Source organism: Pseudoalteromonas sp. CO109Y, from assembly GCF_004208935.1.
Taxonomy (GTDB): domain Bacteria; phylum Pseudomonadota; class Gammaproteobacteria; order Enterobacterales; family Alteromonadaceae; genus Pseudoalteromonas; species Pseudoalteromonas shioyasakiensis.
In genome coordinates this window covers 228,649-245,287 of sequence record NZ_SGPD01000041.1, presented here as the reverse complement: position 1 = coordinate 245,287, position 16,639 = coordinate 228,649, and the positions used below count along the sequence as shown (strand labels likewise).

The window sequence follows — 16,639 nt, the reverse complement described above, 5'->3', positions numbered from 1 at the left end:
AGTTAGTTGCCTAACTACGGATTGTGCATGATCATTCTGATCGGTCAACTGATCAACTTCTTAACTGATCAGCATTACGCTAAATAGCGCTCTTTTTAGATCCAAACTCAAAACTACTTTTTAGTAATTTGTACGTTACTTTCAAGGCCAATGCCGTTGTCGGTAATGTCTGTGGCAAAATAAACACCGACAGGTTGGTCGCGTAGCGAATCAAGCTCAGCCATTTCTTCATCACTTAATTGACCCGTTGATGCAATCGTATCAAGCAAAGGTAATAAGATTTTTTGTACGTCGAATGCCATGTTCACAAAGCCATTTTTAGTGACACTTTGCGACTCTAAAGTCTCGGCAATCTGCGCTGACTTATCACCCGTGAAAATCACAATATGATTTCCTTTAAGGGCCATTTTAATATCAAAGTTAAGTGGCACAGGCGATGGAATGTATTCATTGATCAGTACGGCATCACCATTGGCTGGTAGTTTTATGTTCGCAAGTGGCGGCACAAAACCTTGCGCAATTGAATACAAGCCATGGGCGTCGGTCGCAGATAGGGTAACGATGGCATCAAGTTTGTCTATTTGTGGGCCGTTGTAGTCATCAATGGTCAATGCAGCGTCTTGAACACTCACACTCATACCTTGCACGCCGTTTGCAAAACCCGACATCATAGCAAGGCCAGCGGTGCTTACTTCTTGCATTTCATTTTGTAGTGCGACAATTGGGCCACAGTTAAACTCAGCTGACTTAATTGCACCGGTTAGTGTGTTGGCAAGCGGCAGTACTTTTGCTACATCAATACCATAGGCAACACTCATCATTTGCCCGTCAAGCTCAGTGGTATGTTTTGGTACAAAACCACGCACGGCTTGTAGCGTATTAAGTAAGTCTTGATCTGTGCTTTGCAGTACTGCTTTTACGTCAAAATCAGCGTAGTCGGCGGTGATACGGGTTTTTGTTGTGCCTGATACTGTTGCAGGCCATTTAGCGGCAATAGCTGCAATATCATCTTGACACTCAGGTGTTGAAATCATTGCTAATGCATTTGATTGCTGGGCTTTATCAAGTAGCTCTTTGAGCATTTGGTGTAAGCGAGAGTCTTCTTTGCCTGTTACAGCATTGGCGATACGTTGATGATCAACAAAGCCAACCGAGTTGCCATCAAGTGAGAAAGTTTTAATAAGCTCAGGTAGTTTTTTAGTTTCAGCCAGTGATTGAGCCGGTTTTTCTACGCCAAGGGCAATACGTAAATCTTGATCATTAGAAAGCGCAGTGGTTAGCGTGATGGTAGCCCAATTGTTGTGAGTCGATGCAATTAGGTTGAAGTTATCTAAGCCTTCAAGCTCAATGGCAAAGCGTGTGTAGCTTACGCCTTCAAGGCTTTCTGTTGTATACGCAATACCTGCTTCATCAGCAGATTGCTTAATGCTATTGATAATGCTGCTTTGATCAGCGACCTGAAAACGTACAATCGGCATTAAACCTTGCGCATACATCATGCCTTTGTAGTCATCACCAAAGCCCCAAATCGATTTGAAGGCATCGTAAGAGCTCAGTGATTGTTGGTATTTTTCCATCAGTGATGCAAGGAATAGGGCATTCTTATCATCAACTGTTTTAAGCTCAGCAATGATGGGAGTTAAATCGCTCGTGCCTTTCATTGCATCTGGCATAAGCGCAAAGTATTTGCTGTACGGAAACGGTTTAAGTTGACCATAAAAAACCGCCGTGTCGGCAGGTACGTAGGCAAGCTCAGGTAAATCTACATCAACACTGGCTTTATTTTGTGAGTACAACAACGCACCTGCAACAATAGCAATTGCGCCCCCAGCAAGAAGCTTATTATTCATAGGATGAATTCCTTTTTCTTTAATTAGTTAAAAAACATACCATGAAATAGAAACAAATTACTAGCGGGCGAACGACTAAAACTGATAGCTCACGCTTATTTGCGGGCCGTGGGTAAATGTATCATAACTAAAGAAGTTTTTATTTCCGCGTTGGCCGGTTTGGTAATCTACATAGGTGGTTTTATAGCTCATACCCAGATCCCAATGCGGGTTTATTTGATACACCGCACCTAATTTAAAGCTGCCAGTCAATTTAGCATTTAAGTTAAAGCCACCGAGATCTCCAGCAGTTGTTAATTGCCAATGTTCGCTTAATTGTTTGTTAAAGTGAAAGCCAAAAATGAGATCAATCCAATCTTCATCTCTGTCGACCACGGACACTTGTGACATAAAGTTAGGATCAAGATCGAATTCGTAGGTGTTATCCCAACGACGAATACCCACATAGTTAACCCAATCGCCCATCGAAGGGCTAGAAAAACGGTAAGCAACACTTAATTCGAGCACCGCTTGACGCACCCGAGCACTGAGCACGCCAAGTTTTGGGGCGTTATGAGATTTACTTAAATCCATATAGCCCCAGTCAGCAATAAAACCCCAGTTTGATTGATGATATCCCTCAAGATGGAGCATAAATGCGCTGTCGAGGTTGTTTAAAATGGTATCAAAATCGACTTCAAGGGGAGCTTCTACGGTCCCGATTGCCGAGCTGCCATCAATCGCAGTGGCCATTAAATAAGGCTCTACAGAAAATTGCCATTGGTCGGCATAAACAGTTGGTGAGGCGAATACTAAACCGAAAGATAAAATCGTTAACATACGAGGTTGTTTTAAAGTGAGCATTATCAAATCCTTTTAAGTAAATCACAGTATTAATTATAGAAACGCTGCGCTTTTTTGCTTTGATTTGATGATGAAATATTTTCGTTTTGTTATTTAACTAGTAAACGGCTTAACATTGAAATGGCGAGATTAGCATTGCTTTAAAAGCGGGGGATCATGTGGTGTTCGATCCAAAAATGGAGGTGTTTAGGTATTTACTAATTGTCGATAAATGTAAAACTGAGCAATATCTAAAAAGCCCGGCATTAATTACTAATGCCGGGCTTTAAACTATACATAAACAAAGTTCTAGGCTAAATCGGCTGCGCTTGGTAAAGACGCAAATGCACCATAGCGGCTTACAGCAAAAGCGCCAGCTTTAGCTGCAAAAGCAATGGTTTGTTCGATATTAGCTGGGGTTTGGCAAAACGCTTTAAAGCTTTGTTTGTTTTCACAGTGCTGACCAATCTTTGATAGCATGCCGCCAATAAATGCATCGCCTGCGGCTGTGGTATCAACCACTTTTGTAGCTGGTGGGCTAACTTGACCTTTAAAGTCTGCGTGGTAAAAGCTGATTGCTTCGCCTCCATTGGTAACTAGCAAACAGGTTACACCGGCCTTTAAAATGGCATCAATAGTATGCTCAAGTGGCATTTCTTGATGGCTTTTTTGATTTAAAAACTCAAGCTCTTCAAATGAGAGTTTTACGATATCTGCCAGAGAAATAACATGCCACATTCTATCTAGAGTATGGCGCATACTTGGCCATAGGTTTTCGCGCAGATTCATATCGAAGCTACAAATTGCACCGGCTTTTTTCGCCTGAGTTAAACCATAAATAGTGGTTTGATAAATGTTGTGCTCAGTCAAACTGTTGCTGCATACATGCATGATGGCGTGATTTGCAAACATTGCATAGTCAAAATCGTCTACGCGATATAGTAAATCGGCGGCTGGTGGGCGATAAAAGCTAAACGAGCGTTCGCCACTGTCATCAAGAGATACAAACGCCAATGCTGTTTTAGCCGCATCGGTGAATGTACAGTACTGGGTGTTTACTGCATGCTGGTCAAGCTCTTGTTTAATAAAGTGACCGAACATATCATCGCCTAACATGCCGCAAAAGCTGGTGTTTAGGCCTAGTTTTGCTGCTGCAACAGCAACATTGGCAGGTGCGCCACCTGCGTATTTGGTAAATGACTCTAGTTGTTTACCATCTGATAAAAAGTCGATTAATGCTTCGCCAAAACACACTAAACTCATTATGCATTCCTCAAGGTTAAGGTTCTTAATACTTCGTAGCAGGCACCCATAGTATGGTAGTCGGTTTTGCCTGCTGGCGATTTTTCGTCACTGTATGGTTGGTTTTGTGCTGATAAAATGCGATACCACGCACCATATTGGTGATCTACCATATGTTGCCAACTGTATTGCCAAATTTTTTCGTACCATTGCCAATAGCTTTCGTCATGTGTGGCATCAGCGAGTAGGGCCGCTGCGGCTAATGATTCGGCTTGCACCCAAAAGTATTTATCGCTATCACAAATTTGTTTATCTGGTGCAAAGCCATAGAAAATGCCTCCATGTTGCTGATCCCACGCGATGCTTAGGGTTTCATCAAACAGGCTTTTAGCGCGCGTCACCAACCAAGGTTCATCAATATGGCGGTTTAAAATAAGTAACAGTTTTGCCCACTCAGTTTGATGACCTGGTTGAAATCCCCAAGGCCTAAATAAATGCTGCGGGTCATCTTTGTTGTAATCTAAATCGATTTGCCAATTTTTAGAGTAGTGCTCCCACACCAACTGCTGGCTGTGGGCTGCCAGTTTTACGGTAAAAGTTTCGGCAAGCTCTGTAGCGCGTTTTAAATAACGGGTCTCGTTAGTTGCTTCAAAACACATGAGTAAGGCTTCGCATAAATGCATATTCGCATTTTGACCGCGATAGTCATCTGCACAGCTAAAGTCGGTATTTTGCTCATCTAAATAGGCATTATGCTGTGGTTCAAAGTAGTGCTGTTCTAATAAATCCCATACCTGCGAAATGGTATTTTTGCAGTCGTTCACCCCAGCTTTTAAAGCAACCGCGTTTGCAAGCATTACAAAAGCGAGCCCGTAGCAATGGTTGGTGTCGTCTAACACGGTTACTTTACCGTTATCTTCTTGCTCAATAAGCCAAGCATAACCACCAGATGCTTGTTTATGCGCATGTTCAAGGTGAGCTAAACCATGTTTAGTGAGGCTTAAATATTCTGGGTCTTTAAACTCTATGTACGCCATTGCATAGTTAAAAACAAAGCGGGTGCTCGAGACTAAATGGCGAGTGTGTTTATCGTAAATCGCGCCATTATTTTTAAAGAACTGATAAAAGCCAGCTAAGCCATGGGCTGAATGATCAACACAATGGGGGTGATAAAAAGCAAGGGTATCTTGAATATGCTGCTTAAGAAAATCAGGGCTTTTAAAGTCAACTTTGGCCATGGGTTATTAATAAATCTGTGTACATCTTGCAACTATAGCAGGAAATAAAAAAATTGGAACGTTCCCAGTAAATCTTTGTGCTATTTTTACTTCAATGTGTAGAATCAAAGGTAACTTGTTAACGGAGTGAAAACCACGTGAGTGAAATAAATACAAACCAATCGTTTGTCGCCGATGGTTCGCAGCAAAATAAAAACTACCTGCTACCACTGACAGCAATGACAACCCTGTTCTTTTTATGGGGTTTCATTACAGTTTTAAATGACGTGTTGATCCCGCGCTTAAAAGGGGTATTCGATTTAACCTACACAGAGGCAATGCTGGTTCAGTTTTGTTTCTTTGGTGCTTATTTTATTGTATCGCTACCTGCGGGTATGTTGGTTAAAAAAATGGGCTATAAAAATGGCGTACTAACCGGCTTAGTCGTGGCATCAATTGGCTGTATGTTATTTTACCCAGCGGTTGTAGTACATGAGTACTGGTTATTCTTAGGTGCGTTATTTGTTCTAGCAGCAGGTATTACCGTATTACAGGTATCTGCTAACCCGTATGTTGTAGCGTTAGGCCCTGAAAAAACGGCGTCGTCACGTTTAAATTTAGCTCAAGCACTTAACTCACTAGGTACCACAGTTGGTCCATATGTGGGTGGTATTTTATTCTTTGGTACAGCAGGCACACTAGCTGCAAACGCAGCAACTGCAGAATCTGTAAAAGTGCCTTACCTTATGCTTGCAGCAGCACTACTGACCATTGCTGTGGTATTTGCTTTCTTTAAATTACCAGTGATTGCAGAGCATACAGAAGAGCAAGACTGTAAAGCGAAAGGCCACAGCCTTGCCGAAGCACCTCATTTAATGATGGGTGTTATAGGTATCTTCTGTTACGTAGGTGCAGAGGTTTCAATTGGTAGCTTCTTAGTAAACTACTTTGGTGAAGAACACATCGCTGGCCTTGAAGAGCATGCGGCTGCAAGCCTAATTGCTTATTACTGGGGTGGTGCAATGGTAGGTCGTTTCATTGGCTCTGCAGCACTACAAAAAATTGCGCCTTCAAAAGCGTTATTCTTTAATGCCATGATGGTTATTGTATTGCTGTTAGTGACTATATTCACTGAAGGTGATGTGGCGCTTTACTCAGTACTTGCAATTGGTTTATTCAACTCAATTATGTTCCCGACTATTTTCTCTGTTGCTATTGAAGGTTTAGGCTCACTAACCAGTAAAGGTTCGGGTTGGTTATGTTTAGCAATCGTTGGTGGTGCCTTAGTACCATTAGTACAAGGTGTAGTTGCTGATACAGTAAACATCCAACAAAGCTTCTTTGTACCAGTGATTTGTTATGCATTTATCGCTTGGTATGGCTTAAATGTTGTACGTTTAGCTGATAGCTGGAAAAAACGCATCGGCTAAAATTACTATCAATAAAAACCCCGCACTGAGTTGCGGGGTTTTTTTGTGCCATTTTTTTGCTATACCAAAAAAAACTAGATGACAAAATGATTTAATGAATACGTATTCAGGGACGGTTTAAGTAATAATTTATAGGAACGTTCCAAGTTGTTTTTTGCTGCTTTTTTATTAATACGACTTAAGAAGTGAAGTTGGCTGCCGTTAACAAAGTAATTGATTTTCAAAGAAAGCGTACTTTAATAAAAGGAACGTTTTTCTAGTTTTAGCTTAATTTTATAAGACAAAGAGCTTTAAATTTGTTAAATATAAAGAGGCTAACAACGAAAAAAATAACAAACAGGTTTGTCATGCAAAGCACTCTTAAATTTACCACCAAGGTAACTGTGGCTGCATCACTGGTTTTAGTGATAGTGCTCGGTTTATTCACCATTAATAACTTCATCTCTATGCGCAGCCAAACGCAGGAGCAGCTTTCGCTTGTTCTTCAAGAGATTTCTCAGTCAGTGTCGCAAAATATAGCTAACTGGTTAAATGCTAAATTAGCCATTGTTTCGTCAGTTGCTGATACCTATCAACTTGGTGATAGCAAAGAGCTTACACTTACTCAGCTGAACACTGCCGACAAAGCGGGGAGTTTTAAAAATACCTACATCGGTATCACCGACGGCACCTTTGTATTGAATGACCAATCTGTTGTCTTACCACCTGACTACGATGCAACAACACGTCCGTGGTACAAGCTTGTTGAAAACAAAACAAACACAGCCTTTACTGCCCCGTATATTGATGTAACCACCAATGAACTGACTATTTCGGCCGTAGCGCCAATGCAAGCTAACGGTGTGTTTAGCGGTGTTGCAGGTGCCGACATCGACATGAAAACCATCACTAAAATCGTCAACGAAATTGACTTTTTAGGGTTTGGTTATGGCTTTTTACTAGATAGTGAAGGGCGCATTTTAAGCCACCCAGAAACTAAATTTAACGACAAAAACATGAGTGACTTGTTCGGTAAAAGCTTGTCGTTACAATCTGAGTTTGTTGAAGTACAGGTAGGTGGCTTAGATAAATTAGTATCGTTTACCAAAATCAAAGGAATTCAAAACGTTGATTGGTATTTAGGTGTGGTGATCAACGAAGAAATTGCTTACTCATCAGTTGCCTCATTTAGAAATATGGCGGCTATTTACATGCTATTAGGTATAGTTGCGATTGTATTAATGATGCAGTTTTTACTTCGCTATTTAATGCGTCCAATGCAGCGCTTAAACGATGCAATTAAAGATATTGCAGAGGGTGAGGGGGATTTAACCCGCCGTCTTGAGGTTGAAAACAATGACGAGTTTGGCGAGCTAAGCCATTACTTTAATGCGTTCATCGAGAAAATTCATACATCAATTGAGCAAGTTAAAAATACCACCGTTGAGCTTGAGCGCTTAGTTGAGAGTTTAGTTAATCAAACTCAAGGCACGCTCGACATGTATGCTGACCAAACAAAACGTACTGATAACGTGGCAACGGCAATCAATGAACTGACATCGAGTGCGGTAGAAATCTCAAATAGTGCAAGTAATGCGTCAACATTAGCAACCAGTGCTAACAGCCAATCGTTACAAAGCCAATCAGCATTAGCTGACAACTTATCAGCTATTAATGCTTTATCTCGTAATATGGAGCAGGCGCAAAAAACCATAAACAGTTTAGATGCGCACACTGTAAGCATTGGCCAAGTACTTGAAGTGATCAAAGGTGTGAGTGAGCAAACTAACTTGCTAGCACTTAATGCAGCGATAGAGGCTGCACGTGCTGGTGAAGCGGGTCGTGGTTTTGCGGTTGTAGCCGACGAAGTACGCCAACTTGCGCACCGTACACAACAATCAACACAAGAAATCGAAGACACCATTTCTCAGTTACAACAAGGTTCTGCGTCTGCCGTTGAAGTTATGACGGCCAGTATCCGCGACAGTGAAAAGAGTGTTGAGCAAGCTCATGTAGCAGGCGATAAAATGGCTGAGGTAACCCGTGCCATTGAGTCAATTGATGAGGTGAACCACAGTGTTGCCAATGCCACGACTGAGCAAAACCAAGTGATTCAAAGCCTAGACAGTGATATACACTCAATTAGTGAGCTTTCAAATCAAGGTCAAAGCAATCTTAATAACACCTTGAATGAGTGCACTAAATTGAAAGCCCAGTTCTATGAGCTTGAGCAATTGGTACTTAAATTTAAAGTTTAGTTGTTAAGAGACTGCAATTTTGGATCAAAATTGGCTTAATGCCATTACTTTAAACAGTGTCGACACGGCGGATAAACAGCGTCGTGCCTTCACGTTATTTGCCATGGCTTTTTTTGCCATCGTATTAATCACTTCGTTAGTGTTATCTAACTATCAAATTTACGCCTTACCGCTCACTATTATGTTAGTGGTGAGCGATATAACTATTGTGCTGTGCATGCTCTATTACTTTCGCACTGGTGCTTTAGTCTCTGTAAGCTGCATTATTTTATCGATCATTTTGCTGCTCTGTGTAGCATTGGTATACACCGGCGGCAAAGAAAACACCGCTTTATATTGGCTTATGTTTTACCCTATTGTGGCTTATGTCACCTTAGGGTTAAAAGTGGGCAGTGTGTTGGTTGGGATTATGTATGCTAGTGCAGTTGCACTGCTGTTTAGCCCCAACTTCGGGCAAGCGCATTACGGGCAAGTTGAAACCTCACGCTTTTTAGCCTCTTTCTCTATGGTGATTTTGTTTTCTGGGATCAGTGAATACTTTAGGCAAAAAAGCCATCAAAAAATTGCTGACATTACTTTAATAGAAAAACGCGATGCATTAACAGACCCGCTAACAGGTCTTGCCAATCGTCGTTACATTTATGAGCATATTCAGCCGCGCCTTGAAGCTGAAGCGGCTAATTATTTACCTATGTCGGTATTATTAATTGATTTAGATAACTTTAAATCACTTAACGATACTTATGGTCATGACTTTGGCGATCAGGCATTAATAGCCTTTACCTCTATGCTGCACGATAAGTTACGTGGCACAGATATAAAAGCCCGTTATGGCGGCGAAGAGTTTATTATTTTGCTACCAAAAGCGGGGCTTAATATTGCCCATGCCGTGGCTGAAAAACTGCGTAGTTATGTCGCCGAGAAACAGATCCCTTATGATGTGGGGCAGTCTGTGACTATTACCTGTAGTATCGGTATTGCCAGCCTAGAACGTGGTAGCCAATTTAGTAAAGCGATTAAACAAGCTGACGACAACCTCTATAAAGCCAAAGCAAAAGGGCGTAATGTAGTGGTCTCTGATCTAACTGAGATAAGCTAAATGGCAAAGTTAATTTATGTATACGACCCAATGTGTAGTTGGTGTTGGGGCTACAGAGAAACCTGGTTAAAACTCCAAGCAGCCCTTGGCGATAAACTTGCTATTGAATATAAAGTGGGTGGCCTCGCGCCTGATTCAGATGAGCCAATGCCAAAAGATATGCAGCAGTTTTTACAGCAAACATGGCAACGTATTGAACAGCAGCTTGGCACGCCATTCAATCATGAGTTTTGGCATACCGCGCAACCACGACGCTCTACTTACCCTGCATGCCGTGCTGTGCTTCTTGCAAGGCAGCACAATAAAGAATGTGAAATGCTACACGCCATTCAAAAAGCCTACTACTTAGATGCACAAAATCCATCTGACATCAGCACCCTTACAAGCCTTGCAGAGCAAATTGGGTTAGAAAAAAACGTATTCATTAAAGAAATTGAAAGTGAAAAAATAAATTCATTGCTTATGGCCGAAATAAACCAAGCGAGAAGCTTACCTATTCAAGGTTTTCCATCTTTAGTCCTTGAAAATAAAGGGAAGTATGCTGCTATCCCGGTTAATTATTTAGATTGGCAAAGCAATTATCAGCAAATTATAGACGTTATTTAATTTGGTTGCTGGTTAAGCCTATTGAATTAAAAAGTTTTAAGCCAAACGTGATAATTAACCTCGTTTTGGCTTTGTAACGAGCCCGAAGATGAAAATAGCTCAAATAAAGATCATATATCAGGGAGTTAGGCCAAATGTATATGCTCAAAATTAAAAATCAATTCAATCTCATCATCTAGTCTTCTTCCTGTTGGAGCAAATCCAAGCTTTTGATAAATTGAAAGTGCATTACCATCTTCTTTATCCATTGTGGTTAGTGACACACCTTGCAAACCTACGAGTGAGGCGTATTGCTTACTAAAATTAATTGCTTGTTTTCCCAGCCCAAGACCTTGAAAATTATAGTCAACCATAACGCGCCACAAGTAGAGATAATCTTTTTGAAAATGTTCATCGAAATCTTCGAGTATTCTTGGATCGATTAAAGATATTAAACCAGCAGGTTTATTATCTACATAAATGCCATAACTGATACTATCTTCGTTGAAAATAGCTTGAATAATCCACTCGGCATTGTTGTCGATAAGATGCTTTTGAGATTCTTTAACTTTGAGGTTGATAACTTGATCTGCAATATTACCGTTTAATTTTAAGAAGCTGACTTTACCCATACTGTTTATCTCAGATATATTTTGAGTTGTAATATATCAAAGAAACTTTTTAGTATTCTACTTTGTTAGTATTTTACCCTTCTTTAGGGTAACAAACCGAACCCAAAGCTAAAAATTGAAAATTAATAAGGACACAATTCTGCAACTTTTGCCTTATTCTTGCCCAATATAAACTAATTGTTACAGCTGTCATATTTTTGTATTTTTTGCGCAACATGCTTGTCATTTTTCATCGTTATCCTTTCGCACAATAAAACAACCCAACTAGCAAATTAAGCTAACTTAACGAGTAAAGGTGTATGCGATGAAAGGCGTTAAACCACTGATTTTAGCAGGTATTGTAGCGGCATCTGCAGCAGTACATGCAAACGATCTAGATAAAGTAATTGATAAAAGCAGCGAGATAAACAAATCTGCAGCGCAATCACAAACTAAAATCGACAAGATTGCAGATTCAATGCAAGGTCGTTTACAACAATTCAAAGCCCTTAATAAAGAAATTGACGGCTTAACTGTTTATAACGCGCAACTTACTAAGCAATTAAACAACCAAATTGCTGAAATGGACGCGTTAAACGAGTCAATGGATCAGGTATCGGTTATCGAGCGTCAAATCACGCCGTTAATGATGCGTATGATCACAGGTCTTGAGCAATTTGTTGCACTAGACGTACCTTTCTTAACTGAAGAGCGCAGCAAGCGTATTGCATCATTAAAAGAAATGATGGACCGCGCAGATATCACTTCAAGTGAAAAATTCCGCCGCTTACTTGAAGCTTACCAAGTAGAAGTTGATTACGGTCGCACTATCGAAGCGTACACAGCATTACTTAATGTAGATGGCCAAGAGCGCGAAGTAGATTTCTTACGCATCGGTCGTTTAGAACTTATTTATTTAACACGCGACGGCAAAAAAGCAGGTAGCTGGGATAAAGAAACAAAATCGTTTGTTGAATTACCAGATTCTGCAATCAGCCAAATCAACAAAGGTTTACGCATTGCACGTAAGCAACTTGCCCCAGATATGTTAACACTGCCAGTCCACGCTGCTGAATAAGAGGTTTGAGATGAAATTATTAACGAAAATGACAAAAATGGCCGTGTTTGCAGCTGGCCTTGGTTTTGCTGGTAGCAGCCTAGCTGCTGAGCCAATGGATTTAGACTCATTACTAAAAACATTAGAGCAAGGTAAAGCACAACAAAGCGCTGAAAATAAACAACGTGAACAAGAGTTCATGGCGCGTCAAAACGAACAAGTACAAATGCTTAAGGATACACAAGCAAAGCGTACTGCAATGCTTAACGAATCTGAGCGATTAGAAACTCAGTTTGAAGAAAACGAAGTAAAGCTAGCTAACTTAACAGACACACTTTCAAACCGCATGGGTTCACTTAAAGAACTATTCGGTGTGTTACAGCAAGTAGCAGGTGATTCAAGCAATAAATTCATGACGTCAGTTGTTTCTGCAGAGCTTCCTGGTCGTAGTAACTTCATGGATGAGCTAGCACAAAAAATGGGTTCAACGTCAAAGCTTGCTTCAATCGATGATATCGAAAAAGTATGGTTTGAATTACAACGCGAAATGACTGAACAAGGTAAAGTATCTCGCTTTACAACCGATGTAATCGTTGAAGGTGGCAGCAAAGCACAAAAAGAAGTGGTGCGTGTTGGTGCATTTAACTTAATCGCTGATGGTAAATACCTTGAGTACACACCGGCTACAAATACAATCAGCCAGCTTACACGTCAGCCTAGCAGCCGTTACACAGCAACTGCAGCTGACTTACAGCAAGCAAACTCAGGTGTTGTACCGTTTGCACTTGACCCAACAGGTGGTTCAATCTTAGGTCTTTTAGTACAAGCACCAGATACTGAAGAGCAAGTTCACCAAGGTGGTACGGTTGGTTACATCATCTTAGGTGTTGGCTTAATCGCTTTACTAATTGCACTTGAGCGTTTTGTATCTCTGATGATTATGGGTAGCAAAATCCGTCGTCAGCTTAAAGACACAGTGGCACGTGATGACAACCCACTTGGTCGCGTAATGAAAGTAAAAGACCAGTACCCAGATGTAGCGTACGACACACTTGAGCTTAAATTAAGCGAAGCAATCATTCGTGAAATGCCAAAAATTACTCGTAACCTGACACTAATTAAGATTATCTCTGTGGTAGCACCACTACTTGGTCTACTAGGTACGGTAACCGGTATGATTAACACCTTCCAAGCAATTACCTTGTTCGGTACAGGTGACCCTAAACTAATGGCGGGTGGTATTTCTCAGGCACTTGTAACAACAGTACTTGGTCTGGTTGTGGCTATCCCAACAGTATTCTTATACACACTTCTTAACACGCGTTCTAAAAACATGCTGTTGATTTTACAAGAGCAAAGCGCAGGTATCATCGCAGAGCGAAGCGAGAAAGGAGCATAAATCATGGTGCTATTGATTGATGCAATCAATGCTCTACGTGATTTCCTCGACACAGGTGGCCAAGTTCTCTTGGTCATCGGGGTCCTCATCTTCGCGATGTGGTTATTGATACTTGAGCGTTTTATGTATTTCTTTGGTGGCTTTAAACGCTACAAGAAAGACGTAAAAAGCACTTGGAGCAATAGAGCAGAGCGTAACAGCTGGAACGCAGAGCAAATTCGCCAAGCGATGATTTCACGCGCTGGCATGCAACTAAATAATAACCTTGCGCTAATCAACGTAATGGTTGCGTTATGTCCACTTTTAGGTCTGTTAGGTACCGTAACCGGCATGATCGAAGTATTTGATGTAATGGCAATTACAGGCACAGGCAGTGCACGTTCGATGGCATCAGGGGTGTCTAAAGCCACTATCCCAACAATGGCCGGTATGGTGGGTGCACTTTCAGGGGTTTTCGCATCAACGTTCTTACAACGTCGTGCAAAACGCGAAGTGCAATTACTTGAAGACAACATGGTCTTAGACCACTAAACGAATTTTAGGGTGATGTGAGCATCACCCATTAGGAGACTAACAATGAGAGCGCCACTAGGTAACTTATTTCAAGAAGACGACGCTGAAGAAATCAACATGACGCCAATGCTAGACGTTGTTTTCATCATGCTTATCTTCTTTATCGTAACAGCATCATTCGTAAAAGAAGCCGGTATTGATGTAAACCGCCCTGAAGCGGCAACGGCAGTGAAAAAAGAGCGTGCCAACATCTTAGTTGCTATTTCTGACAAAGGTGAGATTTGGATCAACAAACGCCAAGTAGATGTTCGTGCAGTACAAGCAAATATCGAGCGCTTAAAAGCTGAAAACCCACAAGGTAGCGTGGTTATTCAAGCTGATAAAAAAGCCACAACCGATGTACTTATTAAAGTAATGGATGCATCGCGAGCTGCAGGCGCATTTGATGTGTCGATTGCTGCGCAAGAAGCATCATAAGGAATGTGAGCGATGCGTTATATAGTTGCATTAATCATCGCTGGTATCGTGACTGTCATGCTGTTTTTAGGCATGCAGGCACTGATCACCGGTGGTGAAGGGGCCATGTCTGAGCCCGTAAAAGGAAACGTACTTGATTTTGTTCGTCTGAAAAAAGAAGAGACAGTGCAAAAGAAAGAACGTAAACCGCAAAAGCCACCAACGCCAAAAGAGCCACCTCCGCCAATGGAATCACCGCAAATGCAAAACAGTGATCCTAACGCGAGCAATGCCAATTTTGACTTTGGTGCTAGTGTTGAAGCCGACGTTAACTTAGCTGGCGGCTTAGCCCTTGAATCAAGCGACGGTGAATACTTACCGATTGTAAAAGTAGCGCCTGTTTATCCGCGCCGAGCTTTATCGCGTGGGATCGAAGGCTATGTGATTGTTGAGTTTACAGTAACCAAGCAAGGCACAGTACGTGACCCGAAAGTTATTAAAGCTGAACCAGAGTCATTGTTTGACCGCGCTGCGATGGATGCAGCACTTAAATTTAAATATAAACCGCGCGTTGTTAACGGTGAAGCTGTTGAAGTAGCGGGCGTACAGAACAAAATTTCTTTCCAAATTAACGGTTAGAAAAGAGGAATGCGATTATGAAACCTTTAAAAGTTGCCGTGATTTGCGCGGCTGCTTTCACAAGCAGCCTTGTAGTCCCAAGCGTTGTTAGCATGTTACCAGGTGTAACACTGGCAACAGCTTACGCACAAGAACAAAAAACTAAACGAGTACCTGCACTGCGCGAAAAAGTGTATAGCCAATTAGCACGAGCACAGAAGCTGGCTGATGATGGTGATGCAAAAGCAGGGCTAGAAGCTCTTGATAGTATTCAAGAGCGCTCTTCGAGCATGAACTCGTATGAAATTGCCATGATGCATAATTTCTATGGTTTTATTTACTACAACGAAAACGACCTTGATAAAGCAATTGCATCGTTTGAAAAAGTAGTGAACGAAGATGCGATCCCAGAAACATTACGTGTAAGCACCACCTTTAGCTTAGCGCAACTTGCAATGGCTAATAGCGATTACGAAAAGGTAATCAAATATTTAGCACAGTGGGATGTGATTAACGACAAGCCTAAAACAGATGCTTATTACGTATTGAAATCTCAAGCGTATTATCAGCTTAAAGATTACCAAAAAGGCATTGAGAACATTAACCTAGCTATCGCAGAAGCCGACAGCAAAGGTGAAATGCCAAAAGAAAACTGGTTAATCTTACAACGTGCAATGTACTACTCACTTAATCAGTCTGACAAAGTGGTCGAGGTACTTGAGGGTTTAGTTAAGCTTTACAACAAGCCAGAGTACTGGGTTCAGTTAGGTGGCATGTACGGTGAAACAGGCGCAGAGAAAAAGCAATTAGCGATTTTAGAAGCGGCATACCAACAAGGTTTCATGAAATCTAAATCAGATTTACGTCAATTATCACAAGTGTATTTATACAACGGCCTGGCTTTTAAAGCGGCGAACGTGATGAGTAAAGCTATGCAAGACGGTGTCGCTGAAAAATCAGCGAAAAACTATGCCTTTGTTGCAGAAGCAATGGTACAAGCAAAAGAAGCTGAAAAGTCACTTGCTTACTTTGCAAAAGCCGCTGATTTAGTAACGCATGGTCAGTACGAACAACGTATTGCAGAGGTAAGTATTAATCTTGAAAAATACGAAGAAGCAGCGGATGCAGCACGTAAAGCTCTAGATAAAGGCGGCTTAGAGTTCGAATCAAATGTATATGTTGCCTTAGGTATGGCGCAGTACAATTTACAAAACTTTGATGCCTCGATTTTAGCGTTTGAACAAGCGGAAAAACACAAAAAGTCGCAGCGTTTAGCTGAGCAATGGATCAAGTATGTGAAGCGTGAAAAAGTGCACGCCGAAACATTACGTACCGCTTTACTCTAAATCGTATTCAACAGGTAAGCGTACAAAAGAACTAATTTATAATCGCAACACCAAAGCTGCCTTCGGGCGGCTTTTTTCCGTTTCAAAAATAAACTAACTTACTCTTTTTTAAATAATTAATATTGTCATTTTATGTTTATTAAAGTGTAACTAGTTT

At 41.2% G+C, this 16,639-nt stretch carries 15 protein-coding genes; 10 read left to right on the top strand and 5 right to left on the bottom strand.

The features are described from left to right. Window positions 1-113 precede the first annotated feature (113 nt). From EXT43_RS17770 to EXT43_RS17755, 4 genes are all read right to left on the bottom strand, one after another. Window positions 114-1,850 (bottom strand): hypothetical protein, encoded by a 1,737-nt coding sequence (locus tag EXT43_RS17770; protein ID WP_130167578.1) that lies wholly within the window; start codon window positions 1,848-1,850, stop codon window positions 114-116. Window positions 1,851-1,925: 75 nt separating this feature from the next. After that, a complete protein-coding gene (locus tag EXT43_RS17765; protein ID WP_130167577.1) occupies window positions 1,926-2,693 on the bottom strand; it encodes a hypothetical protein in 768 nt (255 codons plus the stop codon). A gap of 288 nt (window positions 2,694-2,981) precedes the next feature. Further along, window positions 2,982-3,935, bottom strand: a complete 954-nt coding sequence (locus EXT43_RS17760) for a carbohydrate kinase (protein ID WP_130167576.1) — start codon at window positions 3,933-3,935, stop codon at window positions 2,982-2,984. Further along, a complete protein-coding gene (locus tag EXT43_RS17755; protein WP_130167575.1) occupies window positions 3,935-5,152 on the bottom strand; it encodes an AGE family epimerase/isomerase in 1,218 nt (405 codons plus the stop codon). The genes EXT43_RS17760 and EXT43_RS17755 overlap by 1 nt, the downstream gene beginning before the upstream one ends. A 137-nt stretch (window positions 5,153-5,289) precedes the next feature. Between EXT43_RS17755 and fucP the strand changes: the two genes are divergently transcribed. From fucP to EXT43_RS20725, 4 genes are all read left to right on the top strand, one after another. Beyond that, window positions 5,290-6,561: an L-fucose:H+ symporter permease gene (fucP, locus tag EXT43_RS17750; RefSeq protein ID WP_062565610.1), complete on the top strand. Its 1,272-nt coding sequence runs from the start codon at window positions 5,290-5,292 to the stop codon at window positions 6,559-6,561. Window positions 6,562-6,908: 347 nt separating this feature from the next. Then, entirely contained in the window at window positions 6,909-8,798 is a 1,890-nt protein-coding gene (locus tag EXT43_RS17745; protein ID WP_062565609.1) for a methyl-accepting chemotaxis protein, read from the top strand. Window positions 8,799-8,817: 19 nt separating this feature from the next. Next, entirely contained in the window at window positions 8,818-9,897 is a 1,080-nt protein-coding gene (locus EXT43_RS20730) for a diguanylate cyclase (protein WP_240701533.1), read from the top strand. Then, complete coding sequence (locus tag EXT43_RS20725) at window positions 9,898-10,503, top strand: DsbA family protein (RefSeq protein ID WP_165385120.1); 606 nt, start codon at window positions 9,898-9,900, stop codon at window positions 10,501-10,503. Between the two features lie 125 nt (window positions 10,504-10,628). Here EXT43_RS20725 and EXT43_RS17735 read toward each other — a convergent pair whose 3' ends face one another. Continuing rightward, window positions 10,629-11,114 (bottom strand): GNAT family N-acetyltransferase, encoded by a 486-nt coding sequence (locus EXT43_RS17735; RefSeq protein ID WP_062565606.1) that lies wholly within the window; start codon window positions 11,112-11,114, stop codon window positions 10,629-10,631. A 304-nt stretch (window positions 11,115-11,418) separates the two neighbouring features. Between EXT43_RS17735 and EXT43_RS17730 the strand changes: the two genes are divergently transcribed. From EXT43_RS17730 to EXT43_RS17705, 6 genes are read left to right on the top strand one after another with little or no spacing between them, the layout of a single operon-like run. Further along, a complete protein-coding gene (locus tag EXT43_RS17730) occupies window positions 11,419-12,171 on the top strand; it encodes a DUF3450 domain-containing protein (RefSeq protein ID WP_062565605.1) in 753 nt (250 codons plus the stop codon). A gap of 10 nt (window positions 12,172-12,181) precedes the next feature. Next, entirely contained in the window at window positions 12,182-13,549 is a 1,368-nt protein-coding gene (locus tag EXT43_RS17725; RefSeq protein ID WP_054552069.1) for a MotA/TolQ/ExbB proton channel family protein, read from the top strand. Between the two features lie 3 nt (window positions 13,550-13,552). Further along, the gene (locus tag EXT43_RS17720) at window positions 13,553-14,080 is read left to right on the top strand and encodes a MotA/TolQ/ExbB proton channel family protein (RefSeq protein ID WP_054552070.1); all 528 of its coding nucleotides are present in this window, start codon (window positions 13,553-13,555) and stop codon (window positions 14,078-14,080) included. Between the two features lie 45 nt (window positions 14,081-14,125). Further along, window positions 14,126-14,539 (top strand): biopolymer transporter ExbD, encoded by a 414-nt coding sequence (locus EXT43_RS17715; RefSeq protein WP_036971869.1) that lies wholly within the window; start codon window positions 14,126-14,128, stop codon window positions 14,537-14,539. 12 nt (window positions 14,540-14,551) lie between these two features. Continuing rightward, window positions 14,552-15,157, top strand: a complete 606-nt coding sequence (locus EXT43_RS17710; RefSeq protein WP_054552071.1) for an energy transducer TonB — start codon at window positions 14,552-14,554, stop codon at window positions 15,155-15,157. A gap of 17 nt (window positions 15,158-15,174) precedes the next feature. Next, window positions 15,175-16,482 (top strand): hypothetical protein, encoded by a 1,308-nt coding sequence (locus tag EXT43_RS17705; RefSeq protein WP_130167574.1) that lies wholly within the window; start codon window positions 15,175-15,177, stop codon window positions 16,480-16,482. The last annotated feature ends 157 nt before the right edge of the window (window positions 16,483-16,639 follow it).

Bases quoted from the DNA above. Each gene is read 5' to 3' on its own strand.
- EXT43_RS17770 (WP_130167578.1), bottom strand. From the start codon at position 1,850: ATGAATAATAAGCTTCTTGCTGGGGGCGCAATTGCTATTGTTGCAGGT.
- EXT43_RS17765 (WP_130167577.1), bottom strand. From the start codon at position 2,693: ATGCTCACTTTAAAACAACCTCGTATGTTAACGATTTTATCTTTCGGT.
- EXT43_RS17760 (WP_130167576.1), bottom strand. From the start codon at position 3,935: ATGAGTTTAGTGTGTTTTGGCGAAGCATTAATCGACTTTTTATCAGAT.
- EXT43_RS17755 (WP_130167575.1), bottom strand. From the start codon at position 5,152: ATGGCCAAAGTTGACTTTAAAAGCCCTGATTTTCTTAAGCAGCATATT.
- EXT43_RS17745 (WP_062565609.1), top strand. From the start codon at position 6,909: ATGCAAAGCACTCTTAAATTTACCACCAAGGTAACTGTGGCTGCATCA.
- EXT43_RS20725 (WP_165385120.1), top strand. From the start codon at position 9,898: ATGGCAAAGTTAATTTATGTATACGACCCAATGTGTAGTTGGTGTTGG.
- EXT43_RS17735 (WP_062565606.1), bottom strand. From the start codon at position 11,114: ATGGGTAAAGTCAGCTTCTTAAAATTAAACGGTAATATTGCAGATCAA.
- EXT43_RS17730 (WP_062565605.1), top strand. From the start codon at position 11,419: ATGAAAGGCGTTAAACCACTGATTTTAGCAGGTATTGTAGCGGCATCT.
- EXT43_RS17725 (WP_054552069.1), top strand. From the start codon at position 12,182: ATGAAATTATTAACGAAAATGACAAAAATGGCCGTGTTTGCAGCTGGC.
- EXT43_RS17720 (WP_054552070.1), top strand. From the start codon at position 13,553: ATGGTGCTATTGATTGATGCAATCAATGCTCTACGTGATTTCCTCGAC.
- EXT43_RS17715 (WP_036971869.1), top strand. From the start codon at position 14,126: ATGAGAGCGCCACTAGGTAACTTATTTCAAGAAGACGACGCTGAAGAA.
- EXT43_RS17710 (WP_054552071.1), top strand. From the start codon at position 14,552: ATGCGTTATATAGTTGCATTAATCATCGCTGGTATCGTGACTGTCATG.
- EXT43_RS17705 (WP_130167574.1), top strand. From the start codon at position 15,175: ATGAAACCTTTAAAAGTTGCCGTGATTTGCGCGGCTGCTTTCACAAGC.